Annotated in this window: 25 protein-coding genes; 10 read left to right on the top strand and 15 right to left on the bottom strand. The window is 72.5% G+C overall.

Annotated features, from left to right (window positions below; all coding sequences use genetic code 11):
* Positions 1 to 121 precede the first annotated feature (121 nt).
* Together ORG17_RS03230 and ORG17_RS03225 are read right to left on the bottom strand one after the other, a co-directional pair.
* On the bottom strand, positions 122 to 1,171 hold the full coding sequence (locus tag ORG17_RS03230; protein WP_214526729.1) for a lipoate--protein ligase family protein: 1,050 nt from the start codon (positions 1,169 to 1,171) through the stop codon (positions 122 to 124).
* A gap of 131 nt (positions 1,172 to 1,302) precedes the next feature.
* A complete protein-coding gene (locus ORG17_RS03225; RefSeq protein WP_027465072.1) occupies positions 1,303 to 2,172 on the bottom strand; it encodes an alpha/beta hydrolase in 870 nt (289 codons plus the stop codon).
* Between the two features lie 105 nt (positions 2,173 to 2,277).
* Here ORG17_RS03225 and ORG17_RS03220 point away from each other — a divergent pair, with 105 nt between their 5' ends.
* The 3 genes from ORG17_RS03220 to ORG17_RS03210 all read left to right on the top strand — a co-directional run bounded on the left by ORG17_RS03220 (position 2,278) and on the right by ORG17_RS03210 (position 4,842).
* Positions 2,278 to 3,435: an inorganic phosphate transporter gene (locus tag ORG17_RS03220; RefSeq protein ID WP_027465071.1), complete on the top strand. Its 1,158-nt coding sequence runs from the start codon at positions 2,278 to 2,280 to the stop codon at positions 3,433 to 3,435.
* A gap of 11 nt (positions 3,436 to 3,446) precedes the next feature.
* Complete coding sequence (locus ORG17_RS03215; protein ID WP_071248265.1) at positions 3,447 to 3,716, top strand: hypothetical protein; 270 nt, start codon at positions 3,447 to 3,449, stop codon at positions 3,714 to 3,716.
* Positions 3,717 to 3,897: 181 nt separating this feature from the next.
* Positions 3,898 to 4,842, top strand: a complete 945-nt coding sequence (locus ORG17_RS03210) for an acetamidase/formamidase family protein (protein WP_214526728.1) — start codon at positions 3,898 to 3,900, stop codon at positions 4,840 to 4,842.
* A gap of 180 nt (positions 4,843 to 5,022) precedes the next feature.
* Here ORG17_RS03210 and ORG17_RS03205 read toward each other — a convergent pair whose 3' ends face one another.
* Positions 5,023 to 5,775, bottom strand: coding sequence for an SDR family NAD(P)-dependent oxidoreductase (locus tag ORG17_RS03205; protein WP_071406021.1), 753 nt, complete (start codon positions 5,773 to 5,775; stop codon positions 5,023 to 5,025).
* A gap of 95 nt (positions 5,776 to 5,870) precedes the next feature.
* Here ORG17_RS03205 and ORG17_RS03200 point away from each other — a divergent pair, with 95 nt between their 5' ends.
* Both ORG17_RS03200 and ORG17_RS03195 read left to right on the top strand, forming a co-directional pair.
* Positions 5,871 to 6,281 (top strand): MarR family winged helix-turn-helix transcriptional regulator, encoded by a 411-nt coding sequence (locus ORG17_RS03200; RefSeq protein ID WP_071248270.1) that lies wholly within the window; start codon positions 5,871 to 5,873, stop codon positions 6,279 to 6,281.
* The gene (locus tag ORG17_RS03195) at positions 6,278 to 7,615 is read left to right on the top strand and encodes an MFS transporter (RefSeq protein ID WP_443652023.1); all 1,338 of its coding nucleotides are present in this window, start codon (positions 6,278 to 6,280) and stop codon (positions 7,613 to 7,615) included. Before ORG17_RS03200 ends, ORG17_RS03195 begins: the two co-directional genes overlap by 4 nt.
* A gap of 170 nt (positions 7,616 to 7,785) precedes the next feature.
* Here the strand turns inward: ORG17_RS03195 and ORG17_RS03190 are convergent, their stop codons facing one another.
* A complete protein-coding gene (locus ORG17_RS03190) occupies positions 7,786 to 8,679 on the bottom strand; it encodes an alpha-E domain-containing protein (protein ID WP_071248273.1) in 894 nt (297 codons plus the stop codon).
* 132 nt (positions 8,680 to 8,811) lie between these two features.
* On the opposite strand from ORG17_RS03190, the gene ORG17_RS03185 reads away from it, so the two are divergent.
* Both ORG17_RS03185 and ORG17_RS03180 read left to right on the top strand, forming a co-directional pair.
* Complete coding sequence (locus tag ORG17_RS03185) at positions 8,812 to 9,330, top strand: MarR family winged helix-turn-helix transcriptional regulator (RefSeq protein WP_071248276.1); 519 nt, start codon at positions 8,812 to 8,814, stop codon at positions 9,328 to 9,330.
* Between the two features lie 10 nt (positions 9,331 to 9,340).
* Positions 9,341 to 9,544, top strand: coding sequence for a hypothetical protein (locus tag ORG17_RS03180; RefSeq protein ID WP_027465064.1), 204 nt, complete (start codon positions 9,341 to 9,343; stop codon positions 9,542 to 9,544).
* A 66-nt stretch (positions 9,545 to 9,610) separates the two neighbouring features.
* Here ORG17_RS03180 and ORG17_RS03175 read toward each other — a convergent pair whose 3' ends face one another.
* From ORG17_RS03175 to ORG17_RS18250, 6 genes are all read right to left on the bottom strand, one after another.
* Positions 9,611 to 10,447 (bottom strand): NAD(P)-dependent oxidoreductase, encoded by an 837-nt coding sequence (locus ORG17_RS03175; protein WP_301565406.1) that lies wholly within the window; start codon positions 10,445 to 10,447, stop codon positions 9,611 to 9,613.
* Positions 10,448 to 10,520: 73 nt separating this feature from the next.
* The gene (locus ORG17_RS03170; protein WP_214586005.1) at positions 10,521 to 11,441 is read right to left on the bottom strand and encodes a M23 family metallopeptidase; all 921 of its coding nucleotides are present in this window, start codon (positions 11,439 to 11,441) and stop codon (positions 10,521 to 10,523) included.
* 19 nt (positions 11,442 to 11,460) lie between these two features.
* The gene (locus tag ORG17_RS03165) at positions 11,461 to 11,817 is read right to left on the bottom strand and encodes a hypothetical protein (RefSeq protein ID WP_214526726.1); all 357 of its coding nucleotides are present in this window, start codon (positions 11,815 to 11,817) and stop codon (positions 11,461 to 11,463) included.
* A 135-nt stretch (positions 11,818 to 11,952) separates the two neighbouring features.
* Positions 11,953 to 12,699 carry a lysophospholipid acyltransferase family protein gene (locus ORG17_RS03160; RefSeq protein WP_027465061.1) on the bottom strand — a complete coding sequence of 249 codons (747 nt, stop codon included), beginning with the start codon at positions 12,697 to 12,699 and terminating at the stop codon, positions 11,953 to 11,955.
* 89 nt (positions 12,700 to 12,788) lie between these two features.
* A complete protein-coding gene (gene recQ / locus ORG17_RS03155; RefSeq protein WP_111056859.1) occupies positions 12,789 to 14,657 on the bottom strand; it encodes a DNA helicase RecQ in 1,869 nt (622 codons plus the stop codon).
* Positions 14,658 to 14,666: 9 nt separating this feature from the next.
* Positions 14,667 to 15,815 carry a CPBP family intramembrane glutamic endopeptidase gene (locus tag ORG17_RS18250; RefSeq protein ID WP_214526725.1) on the bottom strand — a complete coding sequence of 383 codons (1,149 nt, stop codon included), beginning with the start codon at positions 15,813 to 15,815 and terminating at the stop codon, positions 14,667 to 14,669.
* 36 nt (positions 15,816 to 15,851) lie between these two features.
* Here ORG17_RS18250 and ORG17_RS18245 point away from each other — a divergent pair, with 36 nt between their 5' ends.
* Positions 15,852 to 16,775: an EamA family transporter gene (locus ORG17_RS18245; RefSeq protein WP_214526724.1), complete on the top strand. Its 924-nt coding sequence runs from the start codon at positions 15,852 to 15,854 to the stop codon at positions 16,773 to 16,775.
* Positions 16,776 to 16,782: 7 nt separating this feature from the next.
* Here ORG17_RS18245 and ORG17_RS03140 read toward each other — a convergent pair whose 3' ends face one another.
* Entirely contained in the window at positions 16,783 to 17,289 is a 507-nt protein-coding gene (locus ORG17_RS03140; RefSeq protein ID WP_214526723.1) for a GNAT family N-acetyltransferase, read from the bottom strand.
* Positions 17,290 to 17,383: 94 nt separating this feature from the next.
* On the opposite strand from ORG17_RS03140, the gene ORG17_RS03135 reads away from it, so the two are divergent.
* A complete protein-coding gene (locus tag ORG17_RS03135) occupies positions 17,384 to 18,193 on the top strand; it encodes a class E sortase (RefSeq protein ID WP_231495642.1) in 810 nt (269 codons plus the stop codon).
* Complete coding sequence (locus tag ORG17_RS03130; RefSeq protein WP_155896771.1) at positions 18,190 to 18,366, top strand: hypothetical protein; 177 nt, start codon at positions 18,190 to 18,192, stop codon at positions 18,364 to 18,366. Before ORG17_RS03135 ends, ORG17_RS03130 begins: the two co-directional genes overlap by 4 nt.
* 27 nt (positions 18,367 to 18,393) lie before the next feature.
* On the opposite strand, the gene ORG17_RS03125 is transcribed toward ORG17_RS03130, so the two are convergent.
* From ORG17_RS03125 to ORG17_RS03110, 4 genes are all read right to left on the bottom strand, one after another.
* Entirely contained in the window at positions 18,394 to 21,384 is a 2,991-nt protein-coding gene (locus ORG17_RS03125; RefSeq protein WP_214526722.1) for an AAA family ATPase, read from the bottom strand.
* On the bottom strand, positions 21,384 to 22,547 hold the full coding sequence (locus tag ORG17_RS03120) for a metallophosphoesterase family protein (RefSeq protein WP_214526721.1): 1,164 nt from the start codon (positions 22,545 to 22,547) through the stop codon (positions 21,384 to 21,386). Before ORG17_RS03120 ends, ORG17_RS03125 begins: the two co-directional genes overlap by 1 nt.
* Before the next feature lie 62 nt (positions 22,548 to 22,609).
* Entirely contained in the window at positions 22,610 to 23,827 is a 1,218-nt protein-coding gene (locus tag ORG17_RS03115; protein ID WP_214526720.1) for a S24/S26 family peptidase, read from the bottom strand.
* 68 nt (positions 23,828 to 23,895) lie between these two features.
* Positions 23,896 to 24,495: a M73 family metallopeptidase gene (locus tag ORG17_RS03110; protein WP_071248308.1), complete on the bottom strand. Its 600-nt coding sequence runs from the start codon at positions 24,493 to 24,495 to the stop codon at positions 23,896 to 23,898.
* Between the last annotated feature and the right edge of the window lie 118 nt (positions 24,496 to 24,613).

The following is a 24,613-nucleotide window of genomic DNA, read 5'->3' as shown; positions in this document are numbered from 1 at the left end:
GGGGGATTCTCATCATCCACACGTCTGGTTCATGAGGTCGAGGCGCACACTCGAACCAGCGGCGGCCGGGACGTCCCCCCTCAGCTCCGGCCGTCGCGTCCACCGTCGATCGGAACGGGGCTCACGGCACCCGCTCGAGCCACTCCTTCGTCGCGAACTTCGTCCGCACGAGCTCCTGTGCCTTCGCACGCTCCGCATCGGTGATCGCACCGGGAGTCGCCCCGTACAGGCGGGTGAAGGTGCCGATCAGCCGCTCGATGATCTCGGCGCGGGACAGCCCCGTCTGCGAGCGGAGCGGGTCGACGCGCTTCGCGGCGCTGGTGGTGCCCTTGTCGCTCATCTTCTCGCGCCCGATGCGCAGCACCTGCACCATCTTCTCGCCGTCCATGTCGTAGCTCATGGTGGCGTGGTGCAGCAGTGACCCGGTACCGAGGCGCTTCTGGGCGGCCCCGCCGATCTTGCCCTTGGTCGAGGTGATGTCGTTGAGCGGCTGGTAGTACGCCTCGATGCCGAGCGACTTGAGCGCCTCGATCACCCATTCGTCGAGGAACGCGTACGAGTCGGCGAACGTCATGCCCTGCACCAGGTCGGACGGCACGTAGAGCGAGTACGAGATCACGGCGCCGGCGTCCATGAACATGGCACCGCCGCCGGAGATGCGTCGGACCACCTGCACGCCGTACTTCTCGGCGCCGGCGGGGTCGACCTCGTTCTTGAGCGATTGGAACGACCCGATCACGACGGCCGGCTGGTCCCACTCCCAGATGCGGAGCGTGGGACCGCGACGGCCTGCACCGACCTCTTCGGTCAGCACCTGGTCGAGCGCGAGGTGCTCGTTCGGGCTGATCGGCCCCTCGTGCACGATCTGCCAGTCGTGGTCGCGCCAGGTCGAGGCCCGCGACAGCGCGCGGCGCACCGCGACGCCGACGGACTCGGGCGTGAAGCCGAGCAGCACCGCATCGGTCGGCAGGGCCGCCCGCACGGCTGCGGCGATGCCCGCGGCGTCGGTGGTGGCGGGGAGCCCGTTCACGGCCGCGTCGATGAGCGGCAGCGCATCGTCGGGTTCCAGGAAGAAGTCACCCGCCAGGCGGAACTGCTGGATCGCGCCGTCGACGACCTCGAGGTCGACGACGACCAGCTTGCCTCCGGGGACCTTGTACTCACCGTGCATGCCGCAACCCTATTCCGGACGGCCGACTGCCCGGCAGTGGGCCGGCCTGGTGACGGACGGGAGGCCCGTGGCGGCGTCGCCACGGGCCTCCAGTCCGGCACCGGTCGCGTCGCAGGACGCGGCGAGCGCCGTCAGCGCGCCGTCACCCGGTCGAGCCACGCGACCAGGTCGCCGATGACCTCTGCGCGGTTCGTCTCGTTGTAGACCTCGTGGCGTGCGCCCTCGTACACCTGCACGGTCACGTCGGACAGCCGGCCGCGTCGGCGGTACGCCTGCGCCAGACGCTCGATCGAGCGCGGACCCCCGAGGGTGTCGTCCGAGCCGACCTGCAGCAGCATCGGCAGGTCGTGCGGGATCCCCCGCCGCGGCACCCCGAGCAGCCGGAGGGTGTCGGCGAGCCCGAACAGCCCGATGACGTCGGCCTCGACCGCCAGGGGGTCGAGCGCCATCGCGTCGATGATCGTGCGGTCGCGGGTGAGCCACTCGTACTTGGTGGGTCCCGACCCCGCGTGCCGTGCGTTGAGGTCGCCGCTGTTCATCCAGCCGGGCAGCCGGTAGGCACTCGCGGACAGGACGACGCCGTCGTAGCGGTCCGACGAGGTGTTCACGATCCGCTGCGCCATGAGCGACCCCCACGAGTGCCCGAGCAGCACGAGCGGCAGCCCGGGTTCGTCGGCCCGCGCGACCGCGCTCATCTGCTCCACCGCGGCGATCGCCGCGCGCAGCCCGCCGGGGCCGAGCCGCCCGAGCTTGGCGTGGTCGCCGTCCCACTGGGTCAAGCCGGTGCGTCCGTGCCCGCGGTGGTCGTTCGCGTGCACGGTGTAGCCGGCGCGCACCAGGTCCTGCGCGAGCGGTTCGTACCGGAGCCCGTGCTCCCCGACCCCGTGCGCGATCTGCACGACACCCTTCGGCCGCGCCGCACGCCAGGTCGAGTAGACGATCTCGACGCCGTGGGCGTCGGTGAACGAGGCGTCGCCGCGAGCGGCGGAGAAGGTGGGCACACTCGCATCCTTTCAGACACTGCCATCCTCGCAGACGCGCTCCATCCCGGACCTGTTCACCCGGCGTTCACGCAGGGGGTTCCGGGCGGGCCTAGCGTCCTGCGCATGGACGTCATCGTCATCGTCACGCTGGTGATCGTCGTGGCCCTCGTGTTCGACTTCACGAACGGCTTCCACGACACCGCGAACGCCATGGCCACGTCGGTCGCCACGGGAGCTCTCAAGCCCCGGACCGCCGTGCTCATCTCCGCCGTGCTCAACGTGGTCGGCGCGTTCCTGTCCACCGAGGTCGCCAAGACCGTCTCGCAGGGCATCATCCGTGAGGGGCAGGACGGCATCCACATCTCCCCCACGATGATCTTCGCGGGGCTCGTCGGCGCGGTGCTCTGGAACCTGGCGACCTGGTACCTCGGGCTGCCGTCGTCCTCCACGCACGCGCTCTTCGGCGGGCTCATCGGCGCCTCGATCATCGGGGCCGGTCTGAACTCCATCAGCTGGGCGACGGTGGTGTCGAAGGTCGTGCTGCCGGCGCTGCTCTCCCCGGTCATCGCCGGGGTGATCGCCCTGGTCGCGACGTACCTGGCGTACGTGCTCACGAAGAACGCGACGACGCACGGTGCGGCGACGGGGTTCCGGCACGGGCAGACGATCTCGGCGTCGCTGGTGTCGCTCGCACACGGCACGAACGACGCGCAGAAGACGATGGGCGTCATCACGCTGACCCTCATCGCCGCGAACTACCAGGCCGCCGGCACCGGTCCGGCGCTCTGGGTGATCCTGGCCTGCGGGCTCGCGATCGGCCTCGGCACGTACATGGGCGGCTGGCGGATCATGCAGACCGTCGGCAAGAAGATCTCCGACGTGCAGTCGCCGCAGGGCTTCGCCGCCGAGACGAGCTCCGCCGCGACGATCCTCATCTCGTCGCACCTGGGCTTCGCGCTCTCGACGACCCACGTGACGAGCGGCGCGGTCGTCGGTTCGGGGCTCGGCAAGAAGCTCGCCGACGTGCACTGGTCGGTCGTCGGCCGCATCGTCGTCGCGTGGGTGATCACGCTGCCCGCCGCTGCGGTGGTCGGAGCGCTCGCGACCTGGCTCGCGTCGACCTCGGCCTTCGGGCTGGTGCTCGTCGCGGTCCTCGCCCTGGCCGGCGGGCTCACCTTCTACGTCCTCGCCAAGCGCAAGCCGATCTCGCACGAGGACATCACCACCGAGTCCGGGCCGGCCGAGCAAGCCGAGCCGCAGCCGACCGGCGCGACGAACTGAGGGGAACGACGATGGACATCGACTTCACCGCGATCGGCACGGTCGCCGGCGTCGGCTTCGTGGCCGCCGTGGGCCTGGTGCTCGTGTACACGCTCGGCCTCCGGTTGCTCGGGACCGGGCAGCCGGACGACGCGGGCGGCGAGCGCACGCAGTACTCCGACGAGACCCCGCGCTCCGGGCACACCCCGCCGGCGGCACTGGCGGGAGCCGTGTTGTGCTTCGCGCTGTGCATCGCCGCGGTGCTGGCGGGCATCTGGTTGACGATCCCCCAGTTCCACTGAGGACGTTCCTTCCCAGGACACCCGCGATGCCTGGTGGAATCGGGCGTACCTGGTCAGAACTTCCGACCAGGTACGCCCGTTCCGCCCAGGTACGCCCGTTCCGACCAGGTACGCCCGATCCGACCAGGTACGCCCGATCCGACCAGGCACGCCCGGAACACCCGCCTGGGATGATCGACGGATGACCACCCACCACCACCTCGACGCCACGGTCGACTCCGCCGTCGACGTCTTCACCGCCGAACGCCAGCCGGTCCTGACCGTGGAACCGGGCGACACGGTGACGGTCCGAACCCTGAGCGCCGCGGGCTACACGGAACGCCAGCCGGGCCCGGGCCTGGACGCCCCGACCCTGATCGACCCGCGCCGGGGCCACTGCCTGGTCGGGCCGATCGCCGTCGCGGGAGCACGTCCGGGGATGGTCCTGGCGGTGCACTTCGACCACCTCGTGCCCGACGACTGGGGCTACACAGCCTCGGGCGGGGTCGACTCCCCGGTGAACCGCGCACTCGGCCTGACCGATCCGGCGTCGCGCGGCCCGCTGCTCTGGGACATCGACGTGCCCGCCGGTGTCGCCGTGAACCAGCTCGGCCTCGGGGTGCGGACGGCACCGTTCCTCGGCGTCGTCGGCGTCCCACCCGAGCCCACCGGGGAGCACTCGACGATCCCGCCCCGCACGGTCGGCGGCGGCAACATCGACTGCCGCGAGCTGATCGCCGGCTCGACCCTGTACCTGCCCGTGACGGTGCCGGACGCCCTGCTCCACGTCGGCGACGGGCACGCGGCCCAGGGCGACGGCGAGGTCTCCGGAACGGCGGTCGAGTGCGGCATGACCACGACGATGACCCTGACGCTCCTCGACCGTGCCCCGGTCGAGGGTGTGCACGCCGACACCCCCGCCGGACGCATCACCTTCGGCTTCGACGCCGACCTCAACGTCGCGACGGCCACGGCGCTCGACCGGATGGTCGACTGGATCGCCGGGCTGCACGGGATCGGCCGCGCCGAGGCACTCGCGATGGCGAGCGTGGCGGTGAGCATGCGCATCACGCAGGTCGCGAACCGCACGTGGGGCGTGCACGCGCTGCTCCCGCACGACGCGATCCTGACGGACGCGCGGCACTGAAGGACGGGAGGCCCGCCCACCGCGAGCCGACCGGCGCACGCTGGGTGGGCCTCCCGTCCGACGTTCCTTCCCATCGCACCCGCGCTGGAAAGCGGGAACGGGCGTACCTAGTCGAAAGAATCGACCAGGTACGCCCGTTTCGACCAGGTACGCCCGGAACGTCCGGGTACGCCCGACCCGTCAGTGGGCGGAGTAGCCGCCGTCCACCAGGTGGTAGCTGCCCGTGATGAACGAGGCCTTGTCGCTCAGCAGGAACAGCACGAGCGCAGCGACCTCGGCGTCGGTGCCGAGCCGCTTCGAGGCGTGCTCGTCCTCGAGTGCCGCGATGGCTTCGGGCGAGAGCGACTTCCGGAGCAGCGGGGTGTCGATGAACCCGGGGCCCACGGCGTTCGTGCGGACACCCTGCGACGAGTACTCGAGCGCGGCGACCTTCGTCAGCCCGGCGAGCGCGTGCTTCGAGGCGACGTAGGCCGCGTTCTGCGCCATGCCAACCGTCCCGAGCACCGACGCCATGTTCACGATCGCGCCACCGCCGGCGGCCACCATCGCGGGGATCTCGTAGCGCAGCCCGTAGAAGACGCCGTCCAGGTCGACCGCACGGACGCGGTCCCAGGCGGCGATGTCGTACTCGCCGATCGGCTGCGGTGCTGCGCCGATGCCGGCGTTGTTCACGGCGAGGTGCAGCGCGCCGAACGTGTCGACCGCGAACTGCACCATGCGCTCGTTGTCCGCGGCGACCGCGGAGTTCGCCTCGAACGCGCGAGCGGTGCCACCGGCCTCCACGATCGACGCGGCGACGCGCTCGGCGCCCGCCAGGTTGATGTCGGCGACGACCACCGTGGCGCCCGCCGCTGCGAGCTCCTTCGCGACGGACTCGCCGATGCCGCTGCCACCACCGGTGACGACGGCGACCTTGCCCTCGAACTCGGACATGTTCTCCTTCTCTCTCGGCAACACATGTTGTCTAAGAGCACGGTACGCCCGAAATCAAGTTCGTTCGCTGAACTAATGAGCTAGGCTAACGACCGATGACCGACGCCACCGACCTCCGCATCGCGGTGAACCGGCTGTCCCGCACCCTCCGTGCCCAGAAGGCCGACTCGAGCGTCACGGACGCGCAGTTCTCCGCCCTCGCCCGACTGCACCGCGACGGCGCCATGACCTTGGCCGACCTGAGCCGACAGGACGGCGTCACCCCGCCGTCCATGACGAAGACCGTCGCGGTGCTGGTGGAGCGGGGCCTGGTGTCCAAGTGCGGGCACGGCGACGACCGCCGCAAGGTGCTGCTCGGTGCGACACCCGCCGGAGCCGCCTTCGTCGAGGAGACCCGACGCCGCCGCGACGGCTGGCTCTCCCCGCGACTCGCAGCACTCACCGCCGACGAGCGGAGCACCCTCGCCGACGCCACCGAGATCATGAGGAGGCTGGCCCAGCAGTGACCGCCATGTTCCGCTCCCTCGCCGGACGCAACTACCGCATCTGGTTCGCCGGGGCCCTGGTGTCGAACGTCGGCACCTGGATGCAGCGCACCGCCCAGGACTGGATCGTGCTGACCCAGCTCTCGGACAACAACGCCGTCGCGGTGGGCATCACGATGGCCCTGCAGTTCGGCCCGCAGCTGCTGCTCCTGCCGCTCACCGGGCTCGCCGCCGACCGGTTCGACCGCCGGAAGATGCTCATGCTCACCCAGGGCCTGATGGGACTGCTCGGGCTGGGACTCGGCGTCATGGTCCTCACGCACACCGCCACCCTGCTCGCGCTGTACGGCTTCGCCCTGGCACTCGGCATCGTCGCCGCGTTCGACGCCCCGATCCGGCAGGCCTTCGTCTCCGACGTCGTGCAGGGCGAGGACGTCTCGAACGCCGTCGCCCTGAACTCCGCGTCGTTCAACGCCGCACGCCTGATCGGCCCCGCGGTCGCCGGTGTGCTCATCGCGGCGATCGGCTCCGGATGGGTGTTCGTCATCAACGCCGGGTCGTTCCTGGCCGTCCTGCTCGCACTCCGCTTCGTCGACCCCGCCCAGCTCGCCGAACGGGTCCGGGCGGGCCGCGGCAAGGGGCAGATCGTCGCCGGCTTCCGGTACGTCCGCACCCGACCGGACATCGTCGTCGTGCTCTGCATGATCTTCGTCGTCGGCACGTTCGGCGTGAACTTCCCGATCTTCACCTCGACGATGGCGCGGGTCGAGTTCCACCAGGGCGCCGGCGAGTTCGGGCTGCTCAACTCGGTGATGGCGATCGGCTCGGTGCTCGGCGCGCTGCTGTCCGCCCGCCGGGACAAGCCGCGGATGCGCACCCTCGTGCTCGCCGCCGGCGGGTTCGGGCTCGCGTGCACCGCCGCAGCCCTCGCCCCGACGTACTGGACCTTCGCGATCGTGCTGGTGTTCGTCGGGCTCGCGTCCCTGACCTTCATGACCACCGCGAACGCCCTGGTGCAGACCACGACGAAGCCCGCGATGCGCGGCCGCGTGATGGCGCTCTACATGGCGATCTTCGCGGGCGGCACCCCCATCGGCGCCCCGCTCGTCGGCGCCGTCGCCGACGCCTTCGGCCCGCGCTGGGCGATCGTCGTCGGCGCGGCCTCGGGCTTCGTCGCACTCGGGATCGCGCTCGTCTGGCTCGTCCGGTACCAGCGGGTCCGGCTGCGCTACGACGCCGACTCGCGGCTGCACCTGGCGATCACGCACGCAGTGCCGGTGGTCGGCTCACGCGCGGCGCTCCGCCGCGAGCTGGAACGCGACGAGGCGCTCGCCGACCGCTCCAGCGCCGTCTGACGGACCGGCGGGTCGCCCTGACCGTCGGCCGACGGCCCGTGACGCACCGACCGTCGGACGGGAGGCCCGCACCGGCGCCGCCACGGGCCTCCCGTCAGACGCCACCCGGGCCCACGGCCGCGGTCACGACGCGCGGACCCTCCGGCTTCCGCCACACGCCCCCGGTCGGCTCAGAGGACGGGAGCGGACGACGCGAAGACGCGCTCGTCGAGGGCCGCGGCGACGCGGTCGGCAGCCACCGCCAGCCGTTGCCCGACGTCACCCGCCACCGCGAGCGCCGACTCCTCGGGGATGCCGTCGAGCAGGGCACGGACCTCGTCGAACCCGGCGACCTCGTCCGCGATGCAGGACGGGGCGACGTCGGCCAGGCACTCGGCTGCGCGGTGCACGGTGAAGCGCAACGACCGCGGGCTGTGGGCGTCGAGGAGCAGGAAGGCGGCGGCGTCGGACGGCACCGGTGGGTGGTCGCGTCCGCGCAGGAAGGCCTCGCCCGCGCCGCACGCCCGGAGCGCCGCCGTCCACGAGGTGACGGCGTCCGGCTCGAGCAGCCGCGACGCCAGCAGCCGTGCGGTGGAGGCGCAGCGGGTGAGTGATCGCCCGAGGGTGAAGAACTCCCACACCTCGTCACGGCTGGCGTCGCCCTCGACCACCCCGATGGCGAGGGCACTGCGCTCCCGCACCCAGCCGAGGAACTCGTGCGCACGGTCTGGGGCGATCTTCCGGGGCATCCGCGACCGCGTGACGTCGAGGCAGTCCCAGAGCTCGCTCGAGACGACCTCGCGGGCACGGCGTGCGTGGTCGCGGGCGACTGCGACCGCCGCGGCGATAGACGCGGGTTCGTGCCGGTCGAGCGCGAGGGCGTCGACGGTGGCGGCACGGTCCGGGTCGTTCGCGGGGCCGGTGGTCCCGATGACGCTGCGGAGCTCGGTGGACACGAGCCGGTCGTCGTCGAGGGTGCCCGGTTCGCGGCGGGCGACGTAGACGTCGAGCAACCGTGCGACGACGTCGGTGCGCTCCACCGCGCTCCCCACGTGGAAGACGTTCCCCGCGAGGCGGCTCAGCACGGCTGCTCCTGCATGTCCAGAACCTAACGAGCCGGCGTTGCCGGGGTGTTACAGAACCGCGTCACGGGTGTTGCAGGTGCCCCGTCTCCGCGCTCGCTAGACAATCTAACTAGAGCGTCTAGCATTGGGGGCATGACGTCCGAGGTGATGACCAGCACCGCGGGGTACTGGTACGAGGACTCCGCGGTCTCCGCCGTGGACGTCCTCAACGCCCTGCGGCGGTACCGAACGGCCGAGAGCGCCGCCCAGCGCCGAGCGCGCGAGGCACTGGGGATCGGCGAGAACGCACTGCTGGCGCTCCGGTTCCTGATCGACGCCGAGCACGACGGCCGCACCGTCAACGCGAAGGACCTCGCCGAGCGGCTCGAGATCACGGCGGCGTCGACGTCGGCGCTCGTTGACCGGCTCGTCCGCAGCGGTCACGTCGAACGGCACGCCGACCCGAACGACCGCCGCGGCGTGATCCTCACCGCCACCGGCACCTCGATGCGGCACGCGCTCCGGGTCATCGAGGAGCTCGACGCCCGAGCGCTCGAGGTCACCGAGCACCTGCCGAGCAACGAGATGGCCGTCGTCGTGGACTTCCTGGACGAGATGGTCCGCGTCGTGGACGAGCTCGACGGCGGGTCGGACCACCTCCGTCGCGCGTAGCCTGGTCTGCATGGACCCTCGCGGCGAGCACCACCCCGAGGACGACATGCCGTTCGCCGAGCTCGACTCGCGGGCCCGTGCCGACGCAGCACTCCGACGCATCCAGGCCGGGTCCGATCCGGCTCGTGAGGCGTTCGACCTCGCCAACACCATGAACGACGAGGCCGTGGGGCGGCTCACAAAGCGCCTGCGGCGGTTGTTCCGTCGGGGCTGATCGGTCGGCCGATCCGTGCGTGGGCGTGCGCGCTTGTGCGTGGGTGCGCGCGCCCGTCCCCGTGCGTCAGAACGCGGTGCCGACCGCGGCGATGTCGTCGCCCCCGTGCCCGGCTGCGCTGGCATCGGCGTAGACGCACCCGAGTGCCTCGAGCAGCGTGGTGGACACCCCGGCGGTCCGGGCGGCATCGGTGATGAGTCCGATGTCCTTCCGCAGCCCGTCGAGTGCGAACTGGGCGGGGAACTCGTGGGCGATCATCGCGGCACCCTTGGTGTGGGCGTAGGCGGAGTCGCTCGCGCTGCCCTCGATGGCCTGCAGGAACAGCGCGGGGTCGAGCCCGAGCGCCGCCGCCAGAACCAGGGACTGCCCGGTCGCCGCGGTGATCGACGCGATCCAGGCGTTCGCGGCGAGCTTGAGTGCGGTGCCGTCGCCGACGTGGTCGCCGGCACGGACGGTCTTCGCGCCGATCGCGTCGAGCACGGGGTCGACACGGTCGAGCAGGTCCGCGGGGCCTGCTGCGAGCATCGTGAGCTTGCCCTGTTCCGCGGGGGACTTCGTGCCGAGCATCATGGCCTCGACCAGGGTGATGCCGTACTTCTCGGCCAGTTGCACGACCGTCGCGGTGCCGTCGACCCCGATCGTCGAGGCCTGCACCCACACGACGTCGGTGGGGGCGTCGCCAGCGGCCTGCTCGAGGACGTCGACGACCGCATCGGTGTCGAACAGGGTGAGCAGGACGACCTCGGCGTGCTCGACGGCACTGCCCGGGTCGCTCGCCACCGTTGCGCCGCGGTCCCCCAGGGGTGCGGCCTTGTCGGCACTCCGGTTCCAGACCGTCACCTGGTGGCCGTCGCGGAGCAGTGATCCAGCCACGCCGGCGCCCATCGCGCCCGTCCCCAACACCGTCACTCGCACGTGCGTCTCCGTCCTGGCGCGACTCCGTGCCGCGACCGTCCCGACGCTACGCCCGCCGCCGTCAGAGGAGGCCGCGAGCCTGCAGCCAGGCGGCCGGGTCGATCGGTGTGCCGGCCACGATGACCTCGAAGTGCAGGTGGGCGCCGGTCGAGACGCCCGTGTTGCCGACGGCCCCGAGGCGCTCCCCCGCGCGGAGGACCTGGCCGGGGCGGACGTCGATCGCCGACAGGTGCCCGTACCGGGTCGCGGTGCCGTCGGCGTGCTGCAGGAGAACCTGATTGCCGTAGCCACCGAGCACACCGGCCGAGACGACCCGGCCGGGCAGCGCGGCGACGACCGGGGTCCCGATGGCCGCGGCGAAGTCGACCCCCTGGTGGTTCGACGAGCAGGCCGCGCAGCCGACGACCCAGCGGGAGCCGAAGCCACCGGCGTCGGGGACCGCACCGACCGTGGGGCGGACGGCTCCACCGGTCGGGCCCGAGCCACCGGGGACCCGGAGGGCTGCCGCGGCACGACCCACCGAGAAGTCGTCGCGGCCGGCGGTCGGCCCGGACGAACCGTCGGCGACGAAGTGCTGCATGCCGGCCGATGCCGACGTGGCTTCCGGAGCGGCCGGAGCGGCGACGGCGGTCTGCGGGGAGCCGACCGCGACGAACAGGCACGTGACGGCGGTCACCGCCGCGGCGGGCAGTGTCCGCCGGGCGGGGATCCGGAACGACGCGAGGCGGCGGCGCGCGGGAGCGGCGGCCTGCGTGGGCCGGGTCGGCCGCGCGGCCAGCGTGGACCGGGTCGGCCGTGCGGACTGCGCGGGCCGGGTGGAAGCCGGGGTGGCGGGAGGGGGCACCGCCACCCCGGCGGCTCGGAGGGGCCCGGGCTGTGCAGCGTGCCGTGCACGGCGCAGCGGGGGCTCGGTCGGTCGGTCGGCGGTACGGCGCTCGGCACCGCGCGGGCGCCGGGGCAGACCGTCGTCGAGGGTCGTCATCGTGCGGTGACCGGCCCGGTCAGACGCGGACGACGCCGTCACGGGCGATCCGGTCCAGCTCGCACACGACGGCGTCGACGACCGCTCGGGTGATCGCGTCGGCGACGGTCTCGACCAGGACGAGGTGCTCGGGACGGATCGTGACCTCGGTCACGAGGGCCGATGCCACCCGCACCGGGATCTCGTAGATCGCGGCGACGAGGGCGGCCGGGACCAGCGTGGAGTCACCGGGGCGGACGGGCGCGGAGATCGGCGAGGTCGGCACCGGGGTCACGACGGCGAGCGCCGGCGACGGGGTGGAGTGCACGGTGGAGTGTGGAGCGTCGGCCTGATCGCGACGCTGGGCGATGGAGTCGAAGAGCGGGGTGGAGGACATGCTGCGGACGGTCCGATCTGGATGTCGTGGCTGGTCGTTCTCGGGCGACCGGCGATGGCGGCGTGCCGAGCGGCACGCCCGCCATTCAACCATCGATATTTCAGATGTGCAATAGTGACCGGACAGTCGCAGCGATCAGTCCGGGTCGACGGCGGCCGCGGTCGGGTCGTCCGGCTGCAGCGCACGACGGACCCGTTCCACGATCGTCGCGGGCGGGTTGTTGTAGGCGTTCGCCGGCTCCTGGCCGCTGAGCTCCTGGATCGCCGCCATCACCGCATCGGTCGCGTGGCGCCGAGCACGACCGGACGACGCCTCGCCGAAGGACGACAGGTCGATCGGCTGCCCGAACTCGATCGTCACGCGGGCGAGCTTCGGCAGCCGGGACCCGACCGGCTGCACGTCCTCGGTGCCGGTGAGCGCGACGGGCACCACAGGGGCACCGCTCGTCAACGCCAGCCACGCCACACCAGTGCGGCCCTTGTAGATCCGGCCGTCGAGCGAGCGCGTGCCCTCCGGGTAGATCGCGAACGCCTCGCCCTCCTGCAGGCGTGCCAGCCCGAGGTCGAGGGCCTGCTGGGCCGCCGCACCCGCGCCACGCTCGACCCCGATGGCGCCGATGCCACCGAAGAACGCCCGCGAGACGGCTCCCTTGAGCCCCGAACCCGTGAAGTACTCCTGCTTCGCCAGGAACGACACCTTGCGCGGCGCCATGAGCGTGATCGCGGGCGAGTCGATGAACGAGCGGTGGTTGCTCGCGAGGATCACCGGGCCGCGCTTCGGGACGTTCCGACGACCGATGATCTTCGGCCGCCACAGCAACCGGGCGAGCGGGGTCACCACCGCGCGACTGAGCACGGTGGCGAACTTCGTCGAACCGGACACCGGACCTCCTCGTGGTGGCGAGCTACCGAGTGTAATGAGGCGCGCGGAGGGCACATGCCCGGAACGGCATGCAGTGGTGGAAGGGGGCGTCAGTCGGCCGCGGCGACGACGTCGAGGACCGCTCGCCCGTACCGCTCGAGCTTCGCCGCGCCGACGCCGGAGATCTCGCCGAGCTGGTCGACGTCGGCCGGGCGGACGGCGGAGATGCCCCGCAGCGTCGCGTCGTTGAACACCACGTACGCGGGGACGCCCTGCTCGCGGGCTTCGGCAGCACGCCAGGCACGCAGGGCCTCGAACAGGCCGACGGCTTCCTGCGGCATGTCGGTGACGACCGTTCGTCGACTGCTGCGGCCGGCTCGCGGCGCCTTGACCGGGTCGCGACGCATCCGCACCTGCACCTTGCCGGTCAGGACCTCGGCGCTCGTGGGACTGAGGACGACCGTGCCGAAGCCGTCGCCCGACACCGCCGCGTAGCCCTGGGCCAGCACCTGTCGGGCGACCGCGCGCCACTCGCCCTCGGACAGGTCGGCACCGATGCCGAAGGTCGCCAGGGTGTCGTGTTGGAGTTCCTGCACGCGGGGCGACCGCTTGCCGATCAGGATGTCGACGAGGTGCGAGACGCCGTACCGCTGGCGGCGCTCACGCTCGAGCCGCACGACGGTGGACAGCAGCTTCTGCGCGGGGACGGTGCCGTCCCACGACTCCGGCGGCGCGATGCAGGTGTCGCAGTTGCCGCACGCCGTGCTCTCCTGCCCGAAGTACGCGAGCAGCCGCACCCGGCGGCACTCGATCGTCTCGCACAGGCTGAGCATGGCGTCGAGGTGGGCGCTGAGCTGCCGACGGTGTGCGGCGTCACCCTCGGACTGGTCGATCATCCGCCGCTGCTGCACGACGTCGTTCAGGCCGTACGCGAGCCACGCGGTGGCCGGCAGCCCGTCACGACCCGCACGGCCGGTCTCCTGGTAGTACCCCTCGACCGACTTCGGCAGGTCGAGGTGCGCCACGAACCGGACGTCGGGCTTGTCGATGCCCATGCCGAACGCGATGGTCGCCACCATGACGACGCCGTCCTCGCGCAGGAACGTCGACTGGTTGCGGGCACGCACCCGGGCGTCGAGGCCCGCGTGGTACGGCAGGGCGTTGATCCCCTGCTCGGCCAGGGCGGTCGCGGTGCGCTCGACGGAGTTGCGGGACAGGCAGTACACGATGCCGGCGTCGCCGCTGTGCTCCGTGCGGATGAAGGTGAGCAGCTGCTGCAGCGCGCCGGTCTTCGGTTCGATGCGGTACTGGATGTTCGGCCGGTCGAAGTCGGCGACGAAGTGCGCGGCGTCGTCGAGGCCGAGCCGGGCGGAGATCTCGCGGTGGGTCTGCGGCGTCGCGGTGGCGGTGAGGGCGATGCGCGGCACCGTCGGCCACCGCTCGTGCAGGACGCTCAGCTCCAGGTAGTCCGGGCGGAAGTCGTGGCCCCACTGGGCGACGCAGTGCGCCTCGTCGATGGCGAACAGCGAGACGCGTGCCCGGTCGAGGAGCGCTCGGGTGGACTCGAGCCGGAGCCGCTCGGGCGCGAGGTAGAGCATGTCGACCTCGCCCTGCACGACCGCACGCTCGACCCGTGACCGTTCGTCGGGGCCCTGCGTGGAGTTGAGGAACGCAGCCCGGACGCCGTTCGCCGCCAGGGCGTCGACCTGGTCCTGCATGAGGGCGATGAGCGGCGACACCACGACCCCGACGCCGTCGCGGACGAGCGAGGGCACCTGGTAGCAGAGGGACTTGCCACCACCGGTCGGCATGAGCACCAGGGCGTCACCACCGGCCACCACCTGGTCGATGATGGCCGCCTGCTCACCGCGGAAGTCGTCGTAGCCCCACACGCGGTGCAGCACGTCGAGCGCAGCGGCACGGGGTGCGGACACGGCAGCGGGAGCAGGCACGGCAGCGGGCGCGGGCGTGGTGCTCATGCCACGAGCCTACGGGCGACCGGCGACACCCACCGCACTGTCCACAGCACCGTCCGTGCCGGAGTCGGCACGGTGGTCGGAACCGGCCACGTCGTCGGCGCGGGCCGGCGTGGTCGCCCAGCCCGTGCCTCCAGGCCGGATCCAGCGGACGCCGCCCGCCCAGGCCGGGGTCACACCGCGGAACCGGGGTGCCTCGTGCCCGGCGAAGCGGCGGTCCAGCCCCCGCCACCACGCCAGGAACTCGACCATGCCCCAGAACGCGAGCGACGTGACGAGGGTGACGAGGGTCCCCTGCCAGGTGCCGTTCGCGTCGGACGAGGTCAGGTCGACCTTCGACCAGCCGGGCGCCTGCAGCACGAAGATCATGATGTTGTTGAAGGCGTGCTGCAGGACCGTGGCCTCGAGCCCGCCGGTCCGGAGGACGATGATCGCCGCGATCAGGCCGAACGAGCCGACGTCGAGGATGCCCCAGACGTTGTAGCCGTTCGGGATGTGCAGCACCGCGAAGACGACCGTCGAGACCGCCACGGCGATGACCGTGCCGACGCGACGCGGGATCCACGACGCGACGGTCTGCATCAGGAAGCCGCGGAAGATGTACTCCTCGGCCGCGCCCTGGAACGGGACGAGCACGACGACGAGGGCGATCGTCAGGGTGAGGGTGCCGAGGGAGACCGTCGACTGGCCGATCGCGTCGTGGTTCCAGGCGAAGCCGCCGTCGGTCGTGATCATCCCCCCGTCCCAGAACAGGCCGGTCTGGACGACGAACATGACCGCGGCGATGACGAGCGTCGGCAGCAGGCACCACGCCGTCCAGGCCCACCGGACCCGGAACCGCGTCGACGACAGGATGCCGGCCGGTCCGATCCGCGCGATCTTCACGGCGAGCAGGACCCCCGGCAGCAGGACCACGAGCGACACCAGGGTCAGCGAGAGGGTCAACGGATCGGTCGGGTCCAGAGCACCGCTCTGCAGGTCATCCAGCAGGCCGTAGAGCCCGGACGCGCCCCCGACCGCGGCGACCGGGATGAAGTAGGCGACGGTGATCAGCACCTGCGAGACGAAGTACCACCCCGCCAGGAACGCGAGGGCGACGAGTGGCCGCCACCACCTCCAGCGCGCGTCGATCCGGGGCAGGCGCTGGTAGGGAACACTCACGCACCGCAGGGTACCGGGCCGGGCAGGATGGGAGCCGTGCTCACCGTCCTGTTCGGCCTGTCCGGCGCGATCGTCTACGGGTTCGCCGACTTCCTGGGCGGACTCGCCTCGCGCCGGGTCCGCCCGGTCGTCGTCACGGCGGTGGCCGCCGCGATCGGGATCGTGCCGCTGCTCGTCGGACTGGTGGTCCTCGGCGGCGTGTTCTCGTGGCCGGCCGCGGTCTGGGGTGCGGTTGCCGGCCTCTCGGGCGGCATCGGGGTGCTGCTGCTCTACGCGGCACTCGCGATCGGCCCGATGAGCGTGCTCTCCCCCGTCACCGCCGTCTTCGCGGCCGTCGTGCCGGTGCTCGTCGCGGTGTTCCGTGGCACGGTGCTGTCGCCCGTGGCCACCGGCGCGCTCGTGGTCGCGGTCGTCGCGGTGGTCCTGGTCGCGGTGGTCCGGGACGCCTCGGGCGCACGGCTCACCGCCCGGGGCGTGGTCGCGGCCGCCGTCGCCGGGTGCGGCTTCGGCGGGATCGTGCTGGCCTACGACATGACGCCGTCCGACTCGGGCATCGCACCCCTCGTGGTCGCGCGGGTGCTGCAGGCGGTGCTGCTGGGTGCGGCGGCGATCGTCGTCGTGCTCCGGACGGGAGGCCCGGTGTCCGCCCCGACGTCGGCCCGCCCCGACGGGGCTGCCGCGACCCCCGGGCGTCGGTCGGGTCGAGGATGGGGTCCACGGCTGCTGGTCACCGTGGCCGTGTGCGGCGTCTTCGACGCGATGGCGAACGTGTTCATCCAGGCGGGGCTGCACAGCAGCGACGATCCGGCGACCCTGCCCGTCGTGAGTGTGCTCAACGCGCTCTACCCGATCGGCACGGTGGTGCTGGCCGGGGTGGTGCTGCGGGAGCGGTTGACCGCGCAGCAGTGGGTCGGCATCGTGCTCGCGTTCGTCGCGTCGGTGGCGCTGGCGTTGGCGTAGCGCGCGGTCAGGCGTCGGGGATGAGGCGCTTGCCGAGCGAGACCGTGCGGTCGTCGGTGTAGCCGAGGGACGCGTAGAACCCGAGCACCTGCTCGTTGCCCGCACGCACCTGCAGGTTGAGCTTCGGGCACCCGAGGTCGGTCAGGAGCCGCTCGAACTCGGCCATCAGGGTGCGACCGAGGCCGGAGCCCTGCAGGTCGGGGTGCACGGCGAGGTAGTTCACCCAGCCGCGGTGCCCGTCGAAGCCGGCCATGCCCGCGGCGACCACGCCGGCTTCGGCGGTGTCGGTGTCGGTGTCGGTGTCGGTGTCGGTGTCGGTGTCGGTGTCGGTGTCGGTGTCGTCACCGTCGGTGGCGTCCGGCTCGGCGACCAGGAAGAGCTCGGGCTGGACCGTCAGCTTGCGGGCGATGTCACGTCGGGGGTCGTTCCAGGGTCGGACGAGCCCGCAGGATTCCCACAGGGCGACGACCGCGTCGGTGTCCTCGGTGCGGAAGGGGCGGATCCGGTACTCCATACCCCCACGTTAACGGGGGTGGGGAGAACGTCGTCACCGGCCTGTCGTCGTGATCTGATAGACCTGTCCGACCACCCAGCCGATCAGGAGCCCCGTGACCGCACACGACACCATCCCGTCGCGCCGCAGCGCACGGGACGACGAAGCCGGCTCGCGGTCCCGGCGTTCCCCGCGCAGACGCCAGACGGTCGGCGGCGCGATCGTCTCGCTCATCGCCGAGTTGCTCATCATCGCGGGCGCCGGCACCGGCCTGTACGTGGTGTGGACGGCATGGTGGACCGACGTGGTCGCCGTGAACGAGCAGACGAAGCTCGTGCAGGGCCTCGACCAGGTCAAGACCCCGAAGGTCGAGGGCACCGAGCACCGCGGCACCGCACCCGTGCTGGACGAACCGCCGGCGCTGTCGGACGTGTTCGGGACGATGCAGATCCCCCGGTTCGGCAACGACTACAACCGGCCGATCGGCGAGGGCACGGATCGTGAGAAGGTCCTCAACACCATCGGGCTCGGGCACTACCAGGGCACCGCGATGCCCGGCGCCCCCGGCAACTTCGCCGTCGCCGGACACCGGGTCACCTACGGCAAGCCCCTCAACCAGATCGCGGAACTGCAGAAGGGCGACTCGGTCGTGGTCCGGGTCACCGACGCGAAGACGAAGTTCGACGTCTGGTACGTCTACAAGGTCACCGACAGCCAGATCGTCACGCCCGACAAGATCGAGACGATCGCGCCGGTGCCGAACAAGCCCGGCGTCGAACCGACCGCCCAGGACCGCTGGCTCACGCTGACCGCCTGCCACCCGATGTGGTCGGCGGCGGAGCGGTACGTGACGCACGCGAAGCTCGACTACTGGATGCCCGCGTCCGAGGGCACCCCGAAGGAACTCTCGGAGACCGCCAAGTGATCTTCCCCCTGGTCTGGCGGCTGCTGCCCGGCCCCACTGTCCTGAAGGTGCTCGAGCTGCTGGTCCTGCTCGCAGCGATCGTGTTCGTGCTGTTCCAGTGGGTGTTCCCGTGGATCGCGGCGGACATCCTGCCGCCGCCGGACGGCACGGTGGGGGCCACGCCGACCCCGTAGCGCCTGGTCTGGTCAGGTCAGGTCTGGTCAGACCGTGGTCGTCACCCGCGACCCGCCGGTCGGGGTGCGGCGCACGGCGATCCGCTCCGGGATCCGCTGCTTGAGTTCCTCGACGTGGCTGACGATCCCGACCTGTCGCCCGCCCGCGGTCAGTCGGGACAGCTGTCCGATGACGTCGTCGAGGGTCTCGGGGTCGAGCGTGCCGAACCCCTCGTCGACGAAGAGCGTGCCGAGCGAGACCCCGCCGGCCTCGGCCTGCACGACGTCGGCCAGCCCGAGCGCCAGGCACAGTGACACCGTGAACGTCTCGCCGCCCGACAGGCTGCGGGGATCACGGACGGTGTCGGTCGTGTGGTCGTGCACGGCGAGGGCGAGCCCCGTCCGTCGCGACCGTGACCCGGATTCCCGCTCGTCGGAGGTCTCGAGGGTGAAGCGCCCGGCGAGCATGCCGCGCAACCGGTCGTTCGCCGCCGCCACGACGTCCTCGAAGCGCCGCATGAGCACGTAGGTGCCGAGCGTGATGCCGGTCGGGTTGACCGATGCCACGCCGTTCGCGACGTCGGCGAGGCGGACGACGGCGCGGCTGCGGGCCGAGGTCTCCTGTCGCGCACGCACGGTGCGGTCGACCTCGGTCGCACACTGCTCGACGGCCTCGGCGCGGTGCGCTGCGGTCACCGCGAGCCGGGTGGCCTCGTCGAGCTCGGCCGTCGCGCGGACCCGTTCGGCCTGCGCCGCCGGCACGTCGAGCTGCTCCGGATCGTCGTCGGCGGCCTGCACCACCGCGGGGTCGTCGAGCCCTGCCCGCACGACGGCGCGTTCGGACTCGGCTGCGCTGATGCTGCTGCGGAAGCGCGCGACGGTGTCGGGATCGAGCAGCCCGGCTCGCGCGGCAGCGACGTCGGGGAAGGACTGCTCGTCGAGGACCCGGGCGACCTCGGCGCCGCGCTCGTCGCGGGCGCGGGCCGCGGTGGCCGCGCGCTCGTCGGCCTCGGCGACGGCGCGGAGCACCGTCAGCCGCCCGTCGAGCTCGTCGACCACGGCGTGGAGCGACGCAGGCGAGCGGTCGTCGTCGCTGTCGAGCAGTGCTGCGAGCCGGTCGATCTCCTCGTGCACCGATCGCAGGTCGGCCTCGAGCCGCTCGGCATCGGAGGCCGCGGTCGACGCGAGCACCGTGCGCCGGGCGTCGAGGTCGTTCCGCTCACGCTCGAGCGCCCGGGTCGCGGTGTCGTGCGCCGTCCGCTCGCGCTCGCGCTCCAGCACCAGCGCCGCAGCCTCGTGCGCCGCTCGGACCCGCTCGTCGGCGGCCACCGCCATGGCGTCGAGGGCGACGGTGTCGACCGTGCCGACGACGGCGGTCAGCCGGAGGTGCTCCGCACGGTCGACGGCCAGGTCGGCTGCCGCGTCGGCGAGCTGCTGGTCGGCCAGACGCGTGGCGTCGCCCGCGGACTCCACCGCCTGGATCGTCGGGTGGTCGTCCTGCGGCGCGGCCACCGACGGGTGCGCCGTCGATCCGCACACCGGGCAGGGATCGCCGGGGGTCAGCGCGGCACCGAGCTCCCCGGCGAGCCCGGCGATCCGGCGCTCGCGCAGGGAGCGTTCGACATCGAGCGCCTCGGTGGCCCGACGGCGGGCACCGGCCACGACGCGTTCGGCATCGGCGACGCGCCGCTCGGCGCGGTCGCGCGCGGCCAGGTCGGCGCGGAGCGACTGCACCCGGGCGACCTCGTGCGCGGCGGCGTCGGCGCCGGCAGCGGTCGTCGAGGCGGTCCGGGCGGCCTCGACGATCCGTGCTCGTTCCGACGGCCGGGATTCGAGCGCGGTGTCGAGCGCGGCGAGGTCGTCGGTGAGCCGCGACGCGGTCGCGGTGGCCTCGGCGATCGCGGTGCGCCTGGCGTCCGCTTCGGCCTCGACCGCGACGAGGTGCCGGACGTCGGACAGGGCGTCGGTCAGCGTGTCGCGGCGCCGGGCGATCTGCTGTGCGTCGACGGCGCGGAGCGCGTGCTGGTCGCGCAACCGGGCTGCTGCCCCGGCGGTGTCGTCGACCCGCACGGTCGCGGCGTCGAGGCCGTCGGCCACCGCGGCGACCCGGGCGGCACGCTCGGCCGTCGCGACCGCTGCTCGTGCCTGCTCGATCGCCGGGGCGTCGTCGTCGAGGAGCGCCCGCCGCCGCAGCAGCGCCGCTCGTCGCTCGAGGGCGGCCGCACGGGCCGTCACGGATCGTTCGTGGTCGGTCGCCGCCGTCGCAGCGGCAGCCGCAGCCGTCCGGGCTGCGCCGGCGGCGTCGGCGGTGCCGCGGAGGGACGCCACCGTACCGGGGACGACGGACTCGTCGGCCTCGGCGAGGTCGGCCGCCTGCGCGAACCGGGCCAGGGCGTCACGGACGCGGTCGTCGGCGCCCTCTACTTCGGCCTGCACGGCTCGGCGGCGAGCGGCGAGCTCGTCGGCGGTGCGGTCGTAGACCTGGGTGCCGAACAACGACTGCAGGAGCTTCCGGCGGTCTTCACCCGGGGAGCGGAGGAACCGTGCGAACTCGCCCTGGGGCAGCACCACGGTCTGCAGGAACTGCGCGCGGTCGAGCCCGACGATCCGGGCGATCTCGACCCCGACCTCGGGGATGCGGGACGACAGGGGTTCGCCGGCGACGTCGGTGGGCGCGGCGAGTCGGAACAGCTGCACGGACGCCTGCTGCTTCACCGTGCCGGTCCCCCGCTGCTTCGGGCGGTCGTACTGCGGGGTGCGCCGGACCCGGAACACGCCTGCGCCGGTCTCGAACACGAGCTCGACGAACGGTTCGACCGCCGGGTCGGCGTGCTGGCTGTGCAACCGGTCGGAGCTGGCGTCGGAACCGGCGAGTCCGCCGTACAGGGCGAACACGACGGCGTCGATGATCGTCGACTTGCCGGAACCGGTCGGCCCCTCGAGCAGGAAGACCCCGGACGCGGCCAGCGCCGCGAAGTCGATCGTCACGAGGTCGGGGTACGGCCCGATGGCGCGCAGTTCGAGTCGGTGCAGGTACATCAGCGGTCCCCCTCACGCTGCAGGGCGAGCGCAGCGGCCTCGTACGCCTCGGTCAGCACCGCGCGTTCGTCGTCGTCGGGCAGCCCGCCGGTGGCGAAGGCCACGAAGTCGCCGGCGACCTCGACCGGGTCGGACGTCGCGGTGACGGCCCGCGCGGCGGTGGCGGCCGGCCGGTCCGCCGGTTCGTGCGTGATCGCCAGGGCGTGCGGGAAGTGGTCCTTCACGCGGGCGTACATGCGTTCCGGGTGCACGGTGTCGGTCACCGCGACGCGCACCCAGGCGTCGGCATCGGCCCGGAACTCCCCGGACTCGATGGCGTCGATGCTGCCCCGGACGTCGACGAGTCGCCGCGGCACCGGGGTCGGCACGAGCTCGACGGTGACGGCGCCCGCCGCGTCGAGGTCGGCGATGGTCACGGACTTCCGCTGGTGCCGCTCGCCGAACGAGAACGCCAGCGGCGACCCGGCGTACCGGATCCGGTCGTCGTCGCCGACGCGCTGCGGGCCGTGCAGGTGCCCGAGGGCGACGTAGTCGAACCCGTCGAACACCGACTCGGCGACGCGGTCGACCCCGCCGACGCGGATGTCCTGCTCGCTGTCGCTCGGGTCGGCGCCCCCGACGAAGGCGTGCGCGACGACGACGCTCCGGGTGCCGGCCCGCGTCTCGAGGTCGGCGCGGATCCGTTCGGTGGCGGCGTGCACGACGGCGTGGTGCGAGCGGGCGAGGGGTTCGTCGGGGACCGCCGCCAGGGCGTACCGCGTGAGGTCGGGGTGCAGGTACGGGATGCCGTACACGGCCACCGGGCCGTGGTCGTCGGTGACGAGCACCGGATCAGCCACGTGTTCGGGCTCGGCGAGGATGCGCACGCGCTGCCCCATCACGCCGGCCCCGAAGCCGAGCCGCGCGGCCGAGTCGTGGTTGCCCGGCGTGAGGACCACCGTCGTGGTCTCGGCGAGGCGTTCCAACGCGCGGGAGAGCATGCGGACGGCGTCCACCGGCGGGATCGCACGGTCGTAGACGTCGCCGGCGATGACGACGAGGTCGACCGCGCGCTCGCGGGCGAGGTCGACGAGCCAGTCGGTGAACGCGGCCTGGTGCTCGAGCAGGTCGGCACCCAGCAGTGTGCGGCCGAGGTGCCAGTCGCCGGTGTGCAGGATGCGCATGCGGCCACGGTAACGCCGGCCGGGGACATCCAGAGGGCACCTCGCGGCGCCCTGTGGAGGACTCAGGCGGTCACACAGCTGGCGGACGCCAGGCCCAGCACCGAGACGACCCGGACCCTGACCGTCGGTGTGCTCGTCGCGGTCCAGTTGTTGCCGAGGTTCGTGCGGAGGTGCAGCGTGTACGTGGTGCCGAGGTTCAGGAGCCCGGCGCCGGCGTAGGGCATCGAACGGGCCCCGGCGGTGGTCGTGCTGGCCACCTGCGTCGTCCCGTTCATCAGGTCGAACGACACCGGCACGGTCGCGCCGTTGTCGTAGGCCCAGGCGATCGTCACCGTGTTCGACCCGGCCGGGGCGCAGGTGAGGGTGGGGACACCGGTCGCCGTGCCCGCCGTGAAGGTCGCGGTCGGTGCGACGGTGGTCCGTGACCACGGGGCCGCGTCCGCCGCTCCGGGCAGCAGGACGCCGGCCGCCGCCGCGAGCACGAGCACCGCGGCGCCCCCGCCGACGCGGCGCAGCCGCCGCACGCGACGTGCTCGTCGACGCAGCGCGCGACGGGTGAGGACGGTGGACGCACCGGTCGGGAGGCCCGTGGCGGCGCCGTCCCGTGCCTCCAGGCCGTCGTCGGTACCGTCTGCCGGACCGGCGGCATCGTCCGGGCCGGCTGCGTCGCCCGGACCGGCTGCGTCGTCCGGACCGCCGGCTGCGCCGGCGGTGTCGTCGTCGGCCTCGACGAGTCGCCGGAGCGACCCGTCGATCGTGCAGAGCGCGAGCACCGCGGTCAGGCCGAGCGCGAGCATCGCGACCAGGCCCCACTCCCCCGCGCTGATCCACCGGATCGGTGTCCCGATGAACGGGATGCGCAGGAAGGCGACCCCGTGCACGGCGGAGCGCTCGATCGGCGTGGAGTCCTGCTGGGGGTTGGCGTCGCCCTTCGTGACCATCGTGCCGCCGGGGCCGTCCTCGACGTAGCGGTGCATGCGCAGGTGGTCCGGCTGGTCCGGGTCGTCGGCGAGCAGGACCTTGCCCGTGGCGATCTCGCCCGAGCCGACCGGACGCGAGACGACCACGTCACCGGGGACGATCCGCGGCTCCATCGAGCCCGTCATCACGGTGGTCGGCTGCCAGCCGATGAGCGCCGGCGCGGCCGCCCAGAGCGCGAGCCCGAGCAGCGTCGCGACCACGCCCCGGGCGAGGGTGGCGACGACGACGCGCCCCCAGTCGACGGCGTCACGGACCGCTGCGTGCGGTGCGGGACCACCGTGCACTGCGATGCTGCTCATGACTGCCTTCGACCGGGGGCGCGTTGCGGGGAGGGAACGGACGGGGCTGGTTCGGCCCCGGTCCCGGCTCAGCTGTTCTGGGCCTCCCAGGTGAAGCCGAGGGCTGCGGTGCCGCCCTGCACGGTGTTCGGGGCGGTGCTCGAGACCGTGTAGCTGACGCGGTAGACGCGCGTCTCGGACGCGGTGCCGGTCGGGGCCCAGGTGCCGACGCCGGTCGCGTAGTTGGTCGAGGCGGCGCCGAAGCCCGCGACGGTGCCGCTGTAGAGCGAGCCGCCGGTGGCGGCCGGGGTGAAGCCGGAGCAGGAGCCGAAGCCGCCGCCGGTGCCCTGCTCGATGGTCAGGTTGACGTTCGCGGCCAGGTCCTTCGTGGTCGAGACGTTCGTGCCGTAGAGCTTCACGGCCGAGGGCAGCGAACCGGTCGAGGTCACCGCGATGCAGTTCGCACCGGCCGAGCCGGGCTTCAGGTTGTTCGCCGTGAACAGCGCGGTGTTGTTGTCGTCGTCGGACAGGGCGACACTGCCGGCCGTCCAGTTGTTCGTCGGGTTGACGGTGGTCGAGGAGAACGCCGCGTACGAGGCCGTCGAGACGACGACCCCCGAGGCGACGAGGGCGGCGGGGATGGCGATCCAGGCGGCGAGGCGGGCAGCACGAGGCGTGACACGAGACATGGTTGGACTCCGTGAGGAAGAGATCTGATCGGTGGTTCGGACGGGCCCGCGGTGGTTGGTCGCGCTACGTGCCGAGGTGGTACGACGATCAAGCTACTTGGCGTTCGAGCAGCTCACA

Source organism: Curtobacterium flaccumfaciens pv. betae (genome assembly GCF_026241855.1).
GTDB lineage: Bacteria > Actinomycetota > Actinomycetes > Actinomycetales > Microbacteriaceae > Curtobacterium > Curtobacterium flaccumfaciens.
The sequence above is the reverse complement of the archived record's forward strand: the minus strand, read 5'-3'. Positions and strand labels throughout refer to the sequence as shown.